This window comes from Lottiidibacillus patelloidae, from assembly GCF_002262935.1.
In the GTDB taxonomy this organism is placed as follows: Bacteria; Bacillota; Bacilli; order Bacillales; family SA5d-4; genus Lottiidibacillus; species Lottiidibacillus patelloidae.
Map to the genome: position 1 here is coordinate 352959 of NZ_NPIA01000002.1, position 17972 is coordinate 370930.

Below are 17972 nucleotides of genomic sequence, written 5' to 3' on the forward strand. Positions count from 1 at the left end.
GGATTCGCCTTCAAAACAATTAACCTTGTAATTCTTCAATACGTACTTTTACCTTCGCTTGCTTTTCTAGGTAATCTTTTTCTTTTGCTTTTTCTTCTTCAATTACTTTTTCAGGAGCTTTACTTACAAACCCTTGATTGCTTAATTTCTTTTGAACACGTTCTACTTCTTTATCAAGCTTTTCTAATTCTTTACGAAGTCTTGCTATTTCTTCGTCAATGTTAATTAAGCCTGCTAAAGGTAAGAAGAGTTCCGCACCTGTTACAATTGCACTCATTGCTTTTTCTGCTGGCTTTAAGTCTACTGCAATTGTTAAGCTACTCGGATTACAGAAACGCTCTAAATAGTGACGATTCGATTCTAATCGAGCTTTCACATCTTCATCTTGCGCTTTAATTTGTAATTCGATTTGTTTACTCATTGGCGTGTTTACTTCAGCACGGATATTTCGAACAGAACGAATAATGTTTACTAACATTTTCATATCTTCTGCTGAAGTTGTATCCGTTAAGTCCGTGCGAACTTCTGGCCATTTCGCAACTGTAATTGACTCTCCTTCATGTGGAAGGTGCTGCCAAATTTCTTCTGTTACAAATGGCATGAACGGATGTAACAAGCGCATCGTGTTATCTAAAACATACGCTAAAACCGAGCGAGTTGTTTTCTTCGCCGCTTCATCTTCCCCGTAAAGTGGAAGTTTCGCCATTTCAATGTACCAGTCACAAACATCATCCCAAATAAAGTTATAAAGGAGGCGGCCAACTTCACCAAATTCATATTTATCAATCATACGTGTTACATCTTCAATCGTTTCATTTAGACGAGTTAAGATCCATTTATCGGCTACTGATTTTTCGCCCGTTAGGTCTAATTCTTCATACGTAATACCTTCCATATTCATTAAGGCAAAGCGTGACGCATTCCAAATTTTATTTACAAAGTTCCACGTTGACTCAACTTTTTCGAATGAGAAACGTAAATCTTGCCCTGGTGAACTTCCCGTTGATAAGAAGTAGCGAAGTGAATCTGCTCCGTACTTTTCGATAACATCCATTGGGTCAACACCATTGCCAAGTGACTTACTCATTTTACGGCCATCAGCTGCACGAACGAGACCGTGAATTAATACATCATCAAAAGGTCGCTTTTCCGTGAATTCTAACGATTGGAAAATCATACGAGAAACCCAGAAGAAGATAATATCATAACCAGTTACTAAGCAATTTGTCGGATAGTAACGGTTAAAATCAGCTGCTTCTTCATTTGGCCAACCCATTGTAGAGAATGGCCATAATGCTGATGAGAACCACGTATCTAATACGTCATTATCTTGCTCCCAGTTTTCAATATCTGCTGGCTCTTCCATTCCTACGTACACTTCACCAGTTTCTTTATGGAACCAAGCTGGAATGCGGTGACCCCACCATAATTGACGAGAAATACACCAATCACGGATATTTTCCATCCAACGTAAATACGTATTTTCAAAGCGATCAGGCACAAAATTAACTTTGTCTTCCGTATTTTGCAGTTCAATTGCTTTATCCGCTAATGGTTGCATTTTTACAAACCATTGTGTTGAAAGGTACGGCTCAACAACTGCACCACTTCGTTCTGAATGACCAACAGAATGCATATGTTCTTCAATTTCAAATAAAACTCCTGCTTCTTGAAGGTCTTTAACGATTTGCTTACGGCACTCGAAACGGTCCATTCCTTCGTACTTTCCAGCTTTGTCGTTCATCGTACCGTCTTCATTCATTACGAGAATACGCTCTAAGTTATGACGATTACCAATTTCAAAGTCATTCGGGTCATGTGCTGGCGTAATTTTTACCGCACCAGAACCGAAGTCCATGTCTACGTAATCATCTGCAATAATTTCAATTTCGCGACCTGTAATAGGAAGCTTAACTTTTTTACCAATCATATGTTGGTAACGCTCATCTTTCGGGTGTACGGCAACTGCAGTATCTCCTAGCATTGTTTCAGGACGAGTCGTCGCAATTTCAATAGAACCACTTCCATCAACTAATGGGTAGCGCATATGATAGAAAGCACCTTGTACATCTTGATGGATTACCTCAATGTCAGAAAGTGCTGTTTTCGTTTGTGGGTCCCAGTTAATAATGTATTCGCCGCGATAAATAAGTCCTTTGTTGTACAGATCAACGAATACTTTACGTACTGCATCTGAAAGACCTTCATCAAGTGTGAAGCGCTCGCGTGAATAGTCTAGTCCTAAACCTAATTTTGACCATTGTGTACGAATAAAGCCTGCATAATCTTCTTTCCATTTCCAAGCTTCTTCTAAAAACTTTTCGCGTCCTAAATCGTAGCGAGATTTGCCTTCTTCTTTTAACTTTCCTTCTACTTTTGCTTGCGTAGCAATTCCTGCATGGTCCATACCTGGAAGCCATAATACATCATAGCCTTGCATGCGTTTTGTTCTCGTAAGAATGTCTTGTAACGTTGTATCCCAAGCATGACCTAAATGTAATTTTCCAGTTACGTTTGGGGGTGGAATTACAATTGTATATGGTTCTTTTGTTTCGTCATTTGTAGCCTCAAAAAACTTTCCTTTTAGCCAATAGTCATAGCGGTTTTCTTCGACCGCTTTCGGATCATACTTTGGCGGTAATGTTGGTTCATGGTTACTCATTTTTACTCCTCCTTAATTGTAAACAAATGCATATCGACAAAAATAAAAAAAGCCTCTCTCATCTCAAAGGACGAAAGAAGCATCTTCGCGGTACCACCTTAGTTTATAGACATACTACTGCCTATACGCTCATTATAGATAACGGTTTTCCCGGTTCTTTCTAATTGGAAAAATCCTTTCAAAAGAACTGCTCAAGGGCGACCTTCTACAATTACATCCTAAGAAATCTCTCAGCTAATGATTTCTCTCTCTGAAGGGTTCATCATATACTCTTCCCTGTCAATGCATTTAATGAATTTATACTTTTATTTACTTATTAATAATATACATATAGTAGAGCCCTATCGTCAATCATCTTAACCAAAAATCTTTTCTATTATGCATTTCTTTTATGGTATTATTCCATTTTTATGCAAATAAATACATCTTTGTTCCTTGCACATCTAGTTTTTCCGCGCATATTTTAATAGTAACAGGCGAATGTCATGGGATGGTGAACAGTATGTTCAAAAAAAAGCGCAGTTTCTCAAGAAGGCCGATACTCCCCTATCATATGAGAAGACAGCTCAATATATTATTTAAACAAATTTTATTACCTTTAATGATTCTACAATTATTTAGAGCTATACTATTGCCAACTGCTCTCGATATTATTTTATTAGTCGTTTTTTTAACTTTATTTATTATAGCTTCTCTAAAATAAAACAAAGTCACGAAGGATTTCTCCTAAACGTGACTTTGTTTTTCATTTTCTTGTAAGATATGTTGCGCGTATTTCATTTTTGCTTCGAAAGCAAGTTGCGCACGTTGTAATTGACGAACTGCTTCCAATTCATTTGCGTATAAACTTTTCTCATATTTGTTTATAACACCCATAATTCGTTCCATTGATAAAAGATGTAAAATTAAATAATATTTTTCACTTTCATTTAGTGGAAGATAGCGTTCATAAACATCAAAAACTTCTGAATGAAGTTCTTGTAAGTCATCATTTCTACATACCGATAATAAATCAAATTGCGGGACATTCCAATGGACGTTTTCCAAGTTCAAGAAATGGTTTCCATTTGATGTACATAGGAAATGATCTTTTGAAAGCTTCCCATGGGCTAACACTAGCCTTATATTTTTTTCTTGATAGATAAGCTCTTTCCACCTTTGTAAGTAAGCATTATATTGATTAATCGTTGCCATCCAGCTCGGAAAATAGCTACAAAACAAATAGTGGAAAGGTGACATATACGTCGGTTTCTCAGCTATCGCTATATAACGTTCCATTCTTGCTTGGGTATCAATAATCGAACGTTCTAAACTATATTGATAGTTTTGTTTCCATTGCTGCTGAAAAGGAACTGTTTGCAATGTCCTTTTGTGAACAACTGCAACTTCCTCTAGCATCGTCTTCACTTTATCAATTGCTTGTAGGCGTCGCTCTGATAACCATGGTGTTAAATAATAGATCCGGTTGTTCATTGTATAGTACCGTTGCCCTGACGCAGTTAAAACAGGTGGTACACTTGGATAGATTTGTTCAGCACCAAATTGAAAGTTCCGTAAATTTTGTTCTGAAACAATTGCCTCTTTTAAGGCATATATTCCTGTTCCAGTATAAACTTTAGTCACTTTGCCAAATTGCTTAAGTACAGGGGTGAACAATCGGTAGTGTGAAAGTACTGATTTTAACTCGGTACTCATCTCTAAATGCTATGAACAGAATTTGGAATGTAAACGATTTGCCCTTCGCCAATATCCTCAGTATCTAACCGATTAATTCGTTGCAATTGGCTAACACTTACATTATATCTTTCTGCGATTGCTTGAAGCGTTTCCCCTTGCTGAGCAATACACATTCTTAGTCGAGAAAAACGCTCGTCTTCGTCATCACCAGAAAGCATTTTCGTTAAGTACAACGCATTTTCGTCACGCTTAGCTGAAGATTGGCGAGGCTGTTCCGCTTCTGTCGTTTCATCTTCGTCTTGCTCATATTCTTCTTGTGGACTGTTACGATATGCCGCTTCTTGGTTATCAACATTCATCTCGTTAACCCAATACGATTGATTGGCAGAATTGTCATGTCTTACAGTTGTTTCTTCTGCGCGGCTTTTCATTTCAATTTGTGGAGAATATGATTTTTCTTCTTCCACTTCAGCTTCCGCTTCCGTTTCATCAGTCATATTGTAGGAATTTGAATGATCAACTTCTTGTTGTTCAGGCAGTTTACGTGTTTCTACTTCAAACTCGGTGTGCTCTGCGTGATCTGAATGATCGGCATGTAATGAGACAACATTGTTATTCTCTTCTTCATATGAAGGTTGGTGCTGCTCTTTTCTAGCTTCCCCTTGATAGATTCCACTAATAATAATATCAGCAGCTAGCTTTAAACTTCCATCTTCAGGAAGCTCATAATCAAATGAATCAATAATTACATAAATGTCGTCAAGACTTCGAACTTTGTCTGTCGGTATAGTAATATCCACAGGAAAGCGATGCGCTAATTCTCCGATTCCGTCATCAGAAACAGTAACATCTTCAATCATGTTAGCGTGAGCTACTTCTCGAAGAGATGCTTCATTCTCATCTTTCGGTACGTATTCCCCTACTAATTGCAGTGCACCTGTAATTGAGATGTGATCGCCACGCTCTTCAATTGAGATTTCTGGCTCCAAACTCATTGAAAGCACCTCTTGTACTTCCTGTCCCTTCTTAAACCAAACAGATTCCTCTACAGAGAATGTCAGTGAGGAATTATTATTTTCAGCCATTAACTCTCCTCCTCCCATCTATAACGATACATTAAGAAATTTATGTGATACATGCTCACTTTATGTATAAAAAAAACCGTTCGATTAAACGAACGGCTTTTTCCAAGTTTATTTTTCACTAAGTTTCTTAAAGGCAACTTCAACAGCTGCAATTGTTTTTTCAATATCTTCATCTGTATGAGCTGTTGATAAGAAGTAGCCTTCAAATTGTGAAGGTGGTAAGAATACTCCTTCTTCTATCATCGCACGGTAGTATGTTGCAAAAGCTTCTAAATCCGAAGACTTCGCAGCATCATAGTTCTTCACTTCTTCGCTTGTAAAGAAGATGCCAATCATAGAACCTGCTCTGTTAAAACGATGTGGAATATTATAATTTTTAGCAAGATCAGTAATGCCTTCTTCTAAACGATCTGCTTTACGGTTAAATTCTTCGTACGTTTCCGGAGTAAGCTGCGATAGTGTTGCATAACCAGCAGCCATTGCTAATGGATTACCTGATAGTGTTCCAGCTTGATAAATTGGTCCACTTGGGGCAATTTGCTCCATAATCTCGCGTTTTCCACCATAAGCACCAACTGGTAAACCACCGCCAATAACTTTTCCTAAACACGTTAAGTCAGGAGTTACTCCGTAGTACCCTTGTGCGCAGTTATAGCCAACACGGAAACCAGTCATTACTTCATCGAAAACGAGTAATGAGCCATACTCATCAGCTACATCACGTAGTCCTTGTAAATATCCTGGTTCTGGTGGTACAACCCCCATGTTACCTGCAACTGGTTCTACGATCATACAAGCAATATCATCACCATATTGCTCAAATGCAAGCTTTACACTCTCTAAATCATTATAAGGAACTGTTATTGTTTGGCTAGCTACCATTTCAGGTACACCAGGACTATCTGGTAAACCTAATGTCGCAACTCCAGATCCCGCTTTAATTAATAAAGAATCACCGTGTCCGTGGTAACAACCTTCAAATTTCATAATTTTGTTTTTACCTGTATACCCTCGCGCTAGTCTTAACGCACTCATTGTTGCTTCTGTACCAGAGTTCACCATACGGACAACTTCGATCGATGGTACTCGTTCAATCACTAAGTTCGCAAGCTTTGTTTCAAGCTCAGTCGGTGCACCAAAGCTTGTACCATGTGCTGCGATTTCTTTAATACTCTCATATACTTTTTCATCACTATGACCTAAAATTAATGGTCCCCATGATAAAACGTAGTCAATATATTCATTTCCATCAATATCAACAATTTTCGAACCGTAGCCTTTTTCCATAAAAATTGGGTCCATATTCACTGATTTAAACGCACGGACAGGGCTATTTACTCCACCAGGAAGTACTTTTTTTGCTTCTATAAAGGCTGCTTTCGACTTCTCAAAACTGCGCATGTTGCCACTCCTTAATTCTTAATATTATTCTTTCTCTCTTAACCAACGAGCTACATCTTTTGCAAAATATGTAATGATTAAATCGACGCCAGCACGTTTCATGCTCGTAAGTTTTTCAAACACGATTTCTTTTTCATTTAGCCAGCCGTTAGCTGCTGCTGCTTTTACCATTGAATATTCACCACTAACATTGTAGGCAACGATAGGCGCTTGTACTTCATTTTTCACATCACGAATAATATCTAAATAGGAAAGAGCAGGCTTTACAATTAAAAAGTCAGCGCCTTCTTCAACGTCTGATTTAGCTTCGCGCATTGCTTCCATTCGATTTGCTGGATCCATTTGGTATGTTTTACGATCGCCAAATTGCGGTGAGCTATGTGCCGCATCACGGAATGGACCATAAAATGCAGAAGCAAATTTTACTGCGTATGACATGATTGGGATATGAGCATATCCTGCTTCATCTAAGCCATGGCGAATAGCTGCAACAAACCCATCCATCATATTCGAAGGAGCGATAATGTCAGCTCCTGCCTTTGCTTGTGATACTGCCGTATCTGCTAACAGTTTTAAGGATGGATCGTTTAAAATTGTGCCATTTTCAATTACGCCGCAATGGCCATGATCAGTATATTGACATAAACAAGTGTCAGCAATGACTACTAAATTAGGAAAATGCTCTTTAATTTGTGCAACTGCACGTTGAACAATTCCCTCTGACGCATATGCAGATGTACCTACATCATCCTTTTCATTTGGAACACCAAAAACGATAACAGATTGAATACCTAGTGATTGAACTTCATCCATTTCTTCATTTAATAAATCTAATGATAAATGATAAACTTCTGGCATCGATGGAACCTCGTTTTTAACCCCAGTTCCTTCTACTACGAAAATTGGATAAATAAAGTCTTCCACATGAAGATGCGTTTCTCTGACCATCGAACGTAATGCACTGCTATTACGGAGACGACGGTGGCGTTTAAACGTTAAGTGATTCATTGTTTTACCTCCTCATAATATTTAATGATTGCATTTAACAGACCTTCTGAGGTGTATTCACTTGCAATTACTGTCGGATTAATACTTTCATCAGTAAAAACTTTCGCGGTAATTGGTCCAATACAGGCTATTTTATACTTCGATATATTTACATTATTTTCCTTCGTTAGTTGTAAGTAAACACTTGCAGCTGATCCACTCGTAAAGGTAAGAAAATCTATTTCTTCTTCTTGTATAAATGTGATAAATTCGTTTTGAATTCCTACTCGTTGCACAGTATCGTACACAACAATTTCTAAAACTGGGAACTTTGCTTGTTCCAATTTGTTCCTTAATAAAGGTTTAGACAAGTTTCCACTAAGTATTAAAACTTTACTACTTTCGTTAGCATGTTGGATTAACTCCTCAGCTAAATGTTCAGCAGTATAATTGTTTGGAAGAAGTGAAGCTGCAAATCCGTATGTAGAAAGTACATTAGCGGTCTTTTTACCAATCACAGCAAATTTTTTCTTATGTAAAATAGGGATGCTCTCTTTCGGCAAAAGCTTGAAGAAAGCATGAATCCCATTGATGCTTGTAAAAACGATCCAATCATATTGCGAGAGTTGTTCAATCTTCCTAGCAATATCCTCATTATTTTCGCGATACTTAATAGTTAATAGTGGAAATAATAGAGGTATCCCACCATAGTTTTCAATTTGTTTAGCAAGTGCTTTCGATTGTTTTTCCGGCCTCGTAATGACGACTTTTTTATTAGCTAACGGCTTATGCGTTACCATCTTGCTCAGCTTTTTCTTTTACTTCTTTAATAATCTTTGCGCCACCTTGCGCCATAATTTTCTCAGCAACTTCTAACCCAACTTGAATAGCATCCTTGCCTTCAACAGTTTCCTTTAGTATTGTTTTCCCGTCTGGGGTACCTACTAAACCTGTCATTCGAATTGTTCCTTCTTCAGTCCGTTGCGCGAAACCTGCAATCGGAACTTGACATCCGCCTTCTGATTTATGGAGAAATGATCGTTCTGCAGCTACTGTTACTGCTGTTTCTTCATCATTTAACTTTTGTAAAAGTTCTCTTAATTCTGTATCCTCTTCACGACATTCGATCGCAAGTGAGCCTTGTCCGACAGCAGGAATACATTTGTCCTCTGGTAAGTACTCTGTAATGTACTCATCTGTCCATCCCATACGTTTTAATCCAGCAGCAGCTAGTATAATTGCATCGTAGTCTTCTTCTCTTAATTTTTTTAATCGTGTATCGATATTCCCTCGAATCCACTTTATTTCCACATCAGGTCGCATATGTAAAATTTGTGCTGCGCGTCGTAAACTACTCGTTCCAACAATTGCACCTTCTTTAAGTTCTGCAAGAGTTTTATGATCTTTTGAAATTAGGGCATCACGAACATCTTCGCGCTTTGGTGTACAACCAATCATTAATCCTTCTGGAAGTTCTGCAGGCATGTCCTTCATACTATGTACGGCAAAATCAATTTCTTTGTTAAGCATTGCTTGTTCAATTTCCTTTACAAACAAGCCTTTTCCACCAACTTTAGAAAGCGTAACATCGAGAATTTTGTCCCCTTTTGTTACAATTTTTTTCACTTCAATTTCATACGGAAATCCAAGCGCTTTTAATTGATCAATTACCCAATTTGTTTGCGTTAATGCAAGCTTACTTTGTCTAGATCCAACAATAATTTTTCTCATTTTATTTTCCTCCTAATTTAACCTTTACTACTCCCATAAATGAAACGATGATAATTCACCTGATAAAAACAAATTAATTAAAATAACTAGAAAACCTGCAATGTTCCACATCGACAATGCTTTTCCGTGTAACCCTTTACCAACCTTTAAGAAAAGGTAAATGCTATAAACTATTAAAACGATAAAGGAAAGTAGCACTTTTGCATCATACCAATGAAATGCCTCTACTTTTATGTAAGCCCAAATAATACCTAGTACTAAGCTAAGTGCCAGCATAGGAACAGCAATAATTGTTGAAGAGTAGGATAAACTCTCTAGTTGAGAAAGATTACCTAAACGGACTAAACGTTTTCCCCACTTTTTCTTTTTTAACAAGTTATGTTGGAATAAATACATAATAGAGAAAATGAATGCTAATGCAAAAGCTCCATAGGATAGCATCGCCATTGAAATATGTATGATTAAAAGCTCTGACATTAACTGCTCTGTAACTGCTGTGGATACATTATCTTTCGGAGCAAAAAGGTGAATGGACATGATGATAAAACCAAATACGTTAGCAAAGAAGACAAAGAAATCAACAGTGAAAAACCAGTTAATCACTAATGATAACGTAACAATTAACCATACGTATAAAAATAACCCTTCAAAAATCGTAAAGAATGGAAAACGATTGAATTCAAGCAAAGTTAAGAGTAAAGATATTGTTTGTAAAACCCAAACAATAGAAAGCAACCAGAAGGCGATTACATTAGCCTTCCGGTTGTTTTGAAGAAAGTCTATAAAATATCCAAGTACACTTAATGCATACAAAGCTATTGTTATATCATATATCCAACTATTGGTAATTCCATACATGGTAATACCTCTTATAATTGTGCTGACACTTCTTTTGCAGCACTCTTTTTCGTTTCTTTATTTTCACTCCAATGATTTTTCAAATCATTTAATTGTAATTGTCTTTCCTCAATTTCTACTTGTTCTTCAATCGCAAAGATCTTTGAAAACATTTTTAAAGACTCTTCTGCTTCAGGTTCGACAGACATTTCTTTTAATCTTGAAATTGGATCACGCAGTAACTGATTGACAATACTTTTCGTATGCTTGCGTAACACTTTCTTTTCACGCTCAGTTAGATCAGGCATTTTACGTTCAATGCTTTCCATCGTTTGCGCTTGAATAGTTAACGCTTTTTCCCTTAATGCAGTAATAACAGGAACGACACCTAACGTGCTTAACCAGTGGTAATAATCATTAATGGCAATGGCAATCATACCTTCGATCTTTTCTGCCTCTTTCATGCGCTCTTGCATGTTAGCATCAACAATGCCTTGTAAATCATCAATATCATATAAGAAAATACTTTCAAGTTCATCCAATTTCGGATCTAAATCACGAGGAACCGCAATATCGACCATAAATAAAGGACGCCCTTTGCGCGCTTTTAAAGTGCTTTCTACCATTTCTTTAGTGATAACATAACCGTTTGCACCAGTAGAACTAATGACGATATCAGCTTTTGCTATTGCACTCGTAATGTTGCTATTGTCATATGCTTGTCCAGAAAAACGCATCGCTAACTCTTTTGCTTTCTCTAACGTACGGTTGACAACGAGTACTTCTTTCACTCCATTACTGCTTAAATGCTTAGCAGTAAGCTCACCCATTTTTCCAGCACCATAAATTAGAACCGTTTTGTTAGCTAACTCTCCGAAAATCTTTTTCGCAAGCTCTACTGCAGCATAACTAACAGAAACGGCATTCTCACCTATTTCTGTTTCGGCATGAGATCGTTTACCTAGTGTAATTGCTTCTTTAAATAAGTGATTAAAAATCGTTCCTGTCGTACCTTCTTGTTGCGCTAGAAGGAAACTATCTTTCATTTGTCCTAGAATTTGTGTTTCACCGATCACCATCGAATCTAAGCCACATACGACACGGAATAAGTGGTTGATCGCTAAATGATCTTCATGAATTTTCAAATATGGTTCAAAAACTTCTTTTTCTAAACCGAACCATTCCGCTAAAAACATTTTAATATAGTAGCGACCAGGCTTAGCTTGGTCGACAATAGCATAAATCTCCGTACGATTACATGTTGAAATTATAACATTTTCTAATATATTTTTACTTTCACTTAGCTTTTTAACAGCCTCGTTCAGTTCATTTGGATTAAATGATAGTTTTTCACGAATTTCAACAGGTGCATGCTTATAATCTATTCCTACGACTATGACGTTCATCCAGTACACCTCCGCTACAAAATTATGTCGAACAATATTAAGTAAGTATATTATATCATGACTTTTTTCATCATATTAAGTCGATTTTGTGAACATCTTTCATGTTTACGATGTGAAAAATATGGTATGATTTTTATGATATCAATTAGTTATTATATCCAATTATTTGTCGAATATCATACGTATCTTATTTTAAAAACATCCAACGTAAACTTTAACAAAATTAATAAAGCAAATCAAGTTTATCAATCACATTAGGGGGAGCAGCAATGAAAAAGCAAAACGTTTTTACTGGTATGCTATTAATTGGACTAGGACTATTCTTTGTATTACGGGAGTTTCCTTTTATGACTAGTGCTATTTTCCGTTGGCCTACTTATATATTAATTATTGGAATTGCGCTGTTTGGACAAGCATCTAAGTCGAAAGATTCGAGTTTACTGTTTCCAGCAACCGTCATCTCACTACTTGGTGTCCATTATCATGGTACTTACTTAGTAGAAGCGTGGCCAACTCATTGGTCAATGTTCCCATTAATCGTTGCCATTGCATTTTTTGTTTTATTTCAAAAAACGAGAACAGGATTCTTCTCCGGTCTATTATTCTTTTTAGTAGCGGCAATCGGCTTTCTATACCATAACGGCACCGGAACATCAGATAACTTTTTATACCTCTTAAACCGCTACTGGGCTGTCTTATTCTTAATTGTTGGAGCAATCTCTTTGGTTAGAAATAAAGCTTATTAAAATCGAAAGGCTGAAGCAATCGCTTAACGGCGTAAAAACTGGAGCACTTCGAATGAGATAAAGAAAACACGAATAGTGAAAACTATTCGATGTTGACTTATCGAAATGAAGAGTGTGAAGTTTTCTAGACGTTGATTGCTGAAGCTGGATCAATATAGAAAAGCTGAAGCGACCGTTTAGCGCCATAAATTCTGGAACACTTTGTTTGAGATAAAGGAAACACGCTGAGCTGCGCGAAGTGATGTTGACTTATCGCAGATGAGGAGTGTGAAGTTTTCTAGACGTTGATTGCTGAAGCTGGATTAAAATAGAAAAGCGAGGCGAACATATAAAATATTTTTTTGATGGAGTCAACGGCACGAGACTCCTGCGGGAAAAGCAACAGCTGAAGATCCCACAGGAAGTAAATTTTCCTAGGAGGCTGAAGCGTTACCCGCGAAAGCGAGTGCCTGTTACGCAAATCAATAAGAAAAAATAAAAAAACCGAACTATCCAGATCTTAAATCTGAATGAGTTCGGTTCTTTCTATGCTTTATAACTTTTTGTTAAAGCCTCTTACTTTCTTTTCTTAACGTTTACTCTTCACTTTCACTTGTAGAGAGTCTACGCTTATCTTTTGTCATATATGATTCAATTGCACTCCATGCCTTATCTTTACCTAATCCAGTCTCAGATGAGAATAAAATAAGGTGATCGTCTTCAACCATTTGCAACGTTTCACGAACGATTTTTAAATGTTTTTGATGTTTTCCTTTCGGAATTTTATCAGCTTTCGTTGCAATAACGATCGCTGGAATTTCAAAATGCTTAAACCAATCGTACATCATAATGTCATCCTTTGATGGTGGATGGCGTAAGTCTACGATTAATACAGCCGCTCTTAATTGTTCGCGTTGCATGAAGTAAGTCTCAATCATTTTACCCCAAGCTTCTACTTCTTTTTTTGAAACTTTAGCAAAGCCATAGCCTGGAACATCAACGAAATGCATGATGTCATTAATAATATAAAAGTTTAACGTTTGCGTTTTACCTGGACGCTGTGAAATCCTCGCTAAATTTTTACGATTTAGCATTTTATTAATAAAAGAGGATTTCCCTACATTAGAACGTCCTGCAAGAGCAAACTCTGGAAAATGTGTTGGTGGATATTGCTCTGGCTTTACAGCGCTTGTTACAATTTCACTTTTTGTTACTTTCATTTTTTTACTCTCCTACTATTGCATGTTGCAATACTTCATCTAAATGAGATACAGGAATAAAAGTTATATCACCTTTTACACTTTCAGGAATATCATCTAAATCCTTCTCATTTTCTTTTGGCATAATAATCGTCGTTAATCCTGCACGGTGTGCGCTTAATGTTTTTTCTTTTAAGCCTCCGATTGGAAGGACGCGACCTCTTAATGTAATCTCACCTGTCATGCCAACTTCTTTGTTAACTGGTTTCTTAGTCAAGGCAGATACTAATGCCGTTGCCATCGTAATACCAGCAGATGGACCATCTTTCGGAACTGCTCCTTCTGGAACATGGATATGAATATCATTTTTTTCATGAAAGTCTGGGTCTACATGCAGTTCGTCACTTCGTGAACGAATGTAACTAAATGCTGCTTGGGCAGATTCTTTCATGACATCTCCGAGTTTACCAGTTAAGATTAGTTTACCTTTTCCAGGATAAACTGATACTTCTATTGATAAAGTATCTCCTCCAGCGCTCGTATAGGCAAGTCCTGTTGCCGCACCAACTTGGTGTTCCGTTTCAGCTTGACCAAAGCGATACTTCGGCTTACCAATCATTTCTTCAACTGATTTCTCTGTAATGATAACACGTTTCTTTTCATCAGTCGCAATCATTTTTGCTGCTTTACGACAAAGTTTCGCAATTTCACGCTCTAAATTACGGACACCTGCTTCTCTAGTGTAACGACGAATAACTTCTGTTAACGCATCGTCACGTAATTGAACCTTCCCTTTATCTAATCCATTTTCCTTTAATTGTTTAGGGAAAAGGTGTTCTTTACCGATATGAAGCTTTTCAACTTCTGTATAACCGGCAATATGAATTAATTCCATTCGGTCTAATAGTGGACCTGGAATTGAGGAAATATCATTTGCCGTAGCAATGAACATAACATTTGATAAATCGTACGATTCTTCAATGTAATGGTCACTAAATGTGTTATTTTGTTCTGGATCTAACACTTCAAGCATTGCTGAAGATGGATCGCCTCTAAAATCATTCGACATTTTATCGATTTCATCAAGAAGGAAAACTGGATTGATTGTTCCCGCTTTTTTCATTCCTTGTATTATTCGACCAGGCATCGCACCTACATATGTGCGGCGATGTCCACGAATCTCGGCTTCATCTCTAACTCCACCTAGTGAAATGCGGACAAATTTTCGATCAATGCTATTTGCAATGGATCGAGCAAGCGATGTTTTACCGACACCAGGAGGTCCAGCTAAACATAAAATTGGTCCTTTAATAGAATTCGTTAGTTTCTTTACTGCCAAATATTCTAATATTCGTTCCTTCACTTTTTCTAGTCCGTAATGATCTGCATTCAATACTTTTTCTGCATTATTTAAGTTCAAATTATCAACGGTTTCTTTTGTCCACGGTAATTGGATGAGCCAATCTAAATAGTTACGAATAACCGAACTTTCTGCAGAACTTGCAGGAACTTTTTCATAGCGATCCACTTCTTTAAGCGCAATTTTTAAAATATTTTCTGGCATATTTGCCTTTTCAATTTGCTTTCTTAACGAATTTACTTCGCCACTTTTCCCATCTTTGTCGCCAAGCTCTTTTTGAATAGCTTTCATTTGTTCACGTAAGTAGTATTCTTTTTGCGTCTTTTCCATCGAACGTTTAACGCGAACTTCTATTTTCTTTTCAATACCAAGAACTTCTCTTTCATCTTGGAGAATTTGCAGTAAAAGATTCAAGCGATTTTTTACGCTTGTTTCTTCTAGTAGTTGCTGTTTCCCTTTAATTTTTAATGAGAGATGGGATGAAATAGCATCTGCTAAGTGGCTAGCATCATCTAAATCAACTACTGTCGCTAACGTTTCTGGTGATACCTTTTTAGATAGTTTTATGTATTGTTCAAATTGATTAATAACGGCACGCATTAACGCCTTTTCTTCTGAAGCTTCTTCAGCTGAACTCAATTCATCTTCTATCAATTCATATTCAACTTCAATAAACTCTTCTTTATTATTAAAAGTTAAGATACGTGCTCGCTGAATTCCTTCCACTAAAACACGAATCGTTCCGTTTGGTAACTTCAACAGTTGTTTTACTTTTGCAAGCGTACCAACTTCGTATATGTCATCCTCATTCGGATCGTTAGTTGAAACATCTTTTTGTGTAGCTAACATAATTTCTTTGTCACCTAACATGACATTTTCAATCGCTCGTACCGACTTGTCACGGCCAACATCTAAATGAATTACCATAGACGGAAAAACGAGCAGTCCGCGTAATGGAAGGAGGGAAACTGTTTTTCTATTTTCACTTGTCACTATTCAATACACCTCCATTATTTAAATCATCAACTTCCATTTTATCTTAAACCAAATTGCCTTGTCTAATTCTAGGATTTTGTATAAAGAAAAAAGGCGCAATATGTTATGCGCCCAAATTCCTATATTGATTGTGTTGGAGGCTGTTTAAAGGACACCGATGCGGTAATTGCTTCTGGCATTTCTTCGTCCATCTTCTCAATTAATGCATGCTTAAACACTTCATCAATATGTTTTACAGCTACAATTTCTATTCCATCGATTTCTTTTAATAATGCCTGCTGATTATCATGAGGAATTAATACCTTCTTAACCCCAGCTTGTTTTGCAGCATTTACTTTAGCAATTACGCCACCTACTGGTTTTACCTTACCGTGTACACTAATCTCACCAGTCATAGCTACTGTATTGTCAATCTCTACTTTATGTATTGCAGAATATATAGCTGTTGCCATTGCTATTCCAGCTGAAGGACCATCAACAGGGACCCCACCAGGAAAATTGACATGAATATCTACATCTTTCGTGTAAAGTCCCATGCTTTTTAAAACGGTAATTACATTTTCAACAGAACCTTTCGCCATGCTTTTTCTGCGAATCGATTTACTACTATTTCCGATATTCTCTTCTTCAACAATTCCTGTAATGTTAATATTGCCACTACCATTAGGTACCGTTGTCACTTCAATTTCCAGTAAAGCACCAGAATTTGGTCCATACACTGCTAAACCATTAACTAAACCTACTTTAGGTGTGTCATGTATATTGCGCTCATGTCTTGGCGATAGTTGGCTCGAATGAATAATCCATTCGATGTCTGAATTCGTAATGATTTCTCGGTTACTTGAAATCGCGAGCCCCGCAGCAATTTGCATGACATTTACTGCCTCTCGACCATTCCTGGCAAATTTACTAACTATGTTTAAACCTTCTTCTTCGACTGTTAAATTCAATTTATTTGCCGCTTTTTTTGCAATGACTTTTATTTCTTCAGGTAATAATTCTCTGAAAAATACTTCTAGGCATCGAGATCGAATTGCAGGCGGGATTTCTTCAGGCGTTCTCGTAGTCGCACCTATCATTCGAAAATCTGCTGGTAATCCATTTTGAAAGATATCATGGATGTGTTGTGGAATTTTACTATTTTCCTCACTATAGTAGGCACTTTCTAAAAATACTTTACGGTCTTCCAATACTTTTAACAGTTTATTCATTTGCACCGGATGTAATTCGCCTATTTCGTCGATGAATAACATCCCACCATGAGCATTTGTAACTGCCCCTTTTTTAGGTTGAGGAATGCCTGCTTGTCCCATTGCACCCGCTCCTTGATAAATTGGATCATGGACAGATCCAATTAGTGGGTCAGCAATACCTCTTTCGTCAAAGCGAGCTGTCGTTGCATCTAACTCTACAAAAACGGCCGTTTGTCTAAATGGTGATTTTTTATTTTTCTTCGCTTCTTCTAAGACGAGACGAGCTGCCGCAGTTTTTCCGACACCAGGCGGACCATAGATGATAACATGCTGAGGGTTTGGCCCACATAATGCTGCTCGCAATGAACGAATCCCATCTTTTTGTCCGATAATTTCATTAAAATTTGTTGGTCTTACTTTCTCTGCTAGTGGTTCAGTTAAAGAAATTCTCCGCATGCGTTGGAGCTCTTCAATTTCTTTTTTAGACTCTTTTTCGATTGATACCTTTTGTGTGCGCTGATTCCGCAGTAAATGCCAAAAGTATAGGCCGATAATAATCCCGAAAAAAAGTTGGATGATAATAGCAATAGTAGTTAAACCCATCTTTTACCTCCTGTAGTCCGATAGTCAACGGTGAATTACTACCATTATCTCCTAGCTAACAGGCTCCTAAACGATGGAACAGAAAAAAAGTAGACTGACATTTGTCAGCC

The 17972-nt window shown here is 37.2% G+C and carries 13 protein-coding genes and 1 other annotated feature; of the genes, 1 reads left to right on the plus strand and 12 read right to left on the minus strand.

Translation table 11 applies throughout. The features are described from left to right. Positions 1-19: 19 nt before the first annotated feature. The 9 genes from CIB95_RS05840 to hemA all read right to left on the minus strand — a co-directional run bounded on the left by CIB95_RS05840 (position 20) and on the right by hemA (position 11786). Positions 20-2662: a valine--tRNA ligase gene (locus CIB95_RS05840; RefSeq protein ID WP_094923113.1), complete on the minus strand. Its 2643-nt coding sequence runs from the start codon at positions 2660-2662 to the stop codon at positions 20-22. Positions 2663-2725: 63 nt separating this feature from the next. Then, positions 2726-2954 (minus strand) — a binding site (T-box leader). A gap of 434 nt (positions 2955-3388) precedes the next feature. Beyond that, entirely contained in the window at positions 3389-4357 is a 969-nt protein-coding gene (locus tag CIB95_RS05845; RefSeq protein WP_142296469.1) for a protein kinase family protein, read from the minus strand. Positions 4358-4359: 2 nt separating this feature from the next. Further along, positions 4360-5424 (minus strand): stage VI sporulation protein D, encoded by a 1065-nt coding sequence (gene spoVID / locus CIB95_RS05850; RefSeq protein ID WP_158217570.1) that lies wholly within the window; start codon positions 5422-5424, stop codon positions 4360-4362. Between the two features lie 108 nt (positions 5425-5532). Next, positions 5533-6825 carry a glutamate-1-semialdehyde 2,1-aminomutase gene (hemL, locus tag CIB95_RS05855; protein ID WP_094923119.1) on the minus strand — a complete coding sequence of 431 codons (1293 nt, stop codon included), beginning with the start codon at positions 6823-6825 and terminating at the stop codon, positions 5533-5535. Positions 6826-6849: 24 nt separating this feature from the next. After that, entirely contained in the window at positions 6850-7833 is a 984-nt protein-coding gene (hemB, locus tag CIB95_RS05860; protein ID WP_094923122.1) for a porphobilinogen synthase, read from the minus strand. Next, positions 7830-8612, minus strand: coding sequence for a uroporphyrinogen-III synthase (locus tag CIB95_RS05865; protein ID WP_094923125.1), 783 nt, complete (start codon positions 8610-8612; stop codon positions 7830-7832). The genes hemB and CIB95_RS05865 overlap by 4 nt, the downstream gene beginning before the upstream one ends. Next, positions 8599-9543, minus strand: a complete 945-nt coding sequence (gene hemC, locus CIB95_RS05870; protein ID WP_094923128.1) for a hydroxymethylbilane synthase — start codon at positions 9541-9543, stop codon at positions 8599-8601. The genes CIB95_RS05865 and hemC overlap by 14 nt, the downstream gene beginning before the upstream one ends. Before the next feature lie 27 nt (positions 9544-9570). Then, entirely contained in the window at positions 9571-10401 is an 831-nt protein-coding gene (locus CIB95_RS05875; protein ID WP_094923131.1) for a cytochrome C assembly family protein, read from the minus strand. An 11-nt stretch (positions 10402-10412) separates the two neighbouring features. Then, positions 10413-11786 (minus strand): glutamyl-tRNA reductase, encoded by a 1374-nt coding sequence (gene hemA, locus CIB95_RS05880; protein ID WP_094923134.1) that lies wholly within the window; start codon positions 11784-11786, stop codon positions 10413-10415. A gap of 269 nt (positions 11787-12055) precedes the next feature. Here hemA and CIB95_RS05885 point away from each other — a divergent pair, with 269 nt between their 5' ends. Then, entirely contained in the window at positions 12056-12532 is a 477-nt protein-coding gene (locus tag CIB95_RS05885) for a hypothetical protein (RefSeq protein WP_094923137.1), read from the plus strand. A gap of 575 nt (positions 12533-13107) precedes the next feature. Here CIB95_RS05885 and yihA read toward each other — a convergent pair. The 3 genes from yihA to lonB form a co-directional block, all read right to left on the minus strand. Continuing rightward, a complete protein-coding gene (gene yihA / locus CIB95_RS05890) occupies positions 13108-13731 on the minus strand; it encodes a ribosome biogenesis GTP-binding protein YihA/YsxC (RefSeq protein ID WP_094923140.1) in 624 nt (207 codons plus the stop codon). 4 nt (positions 13732-13735) lie between these two features. Next, positions 13736-15997 carry an endopeptidase La gene (gene lon, locus CIB95_RS05895; protein WP_408607195.1) on the minus strand — a complete coding sequence of 754 codons (2262 nt, stop codon included), beginning with the start codon at positions 15995-15997 and terminating at the stop codon, positions 13736-13738. A 188-nt stretch (positions 15998-16185) separates the two neighbouring features. After that, positions 16186-17862, minus strand: coding sequence for an ATP-dependent protease LonB (gene lonB, locus CIB95_RS05900; protein ID WP_094923146.1), 1677 nt, complete (start codon positions 17860-17862; stop codon positions 16186-16188). Positions 17863-17972 lie beyond the last annotated feature (110 nt).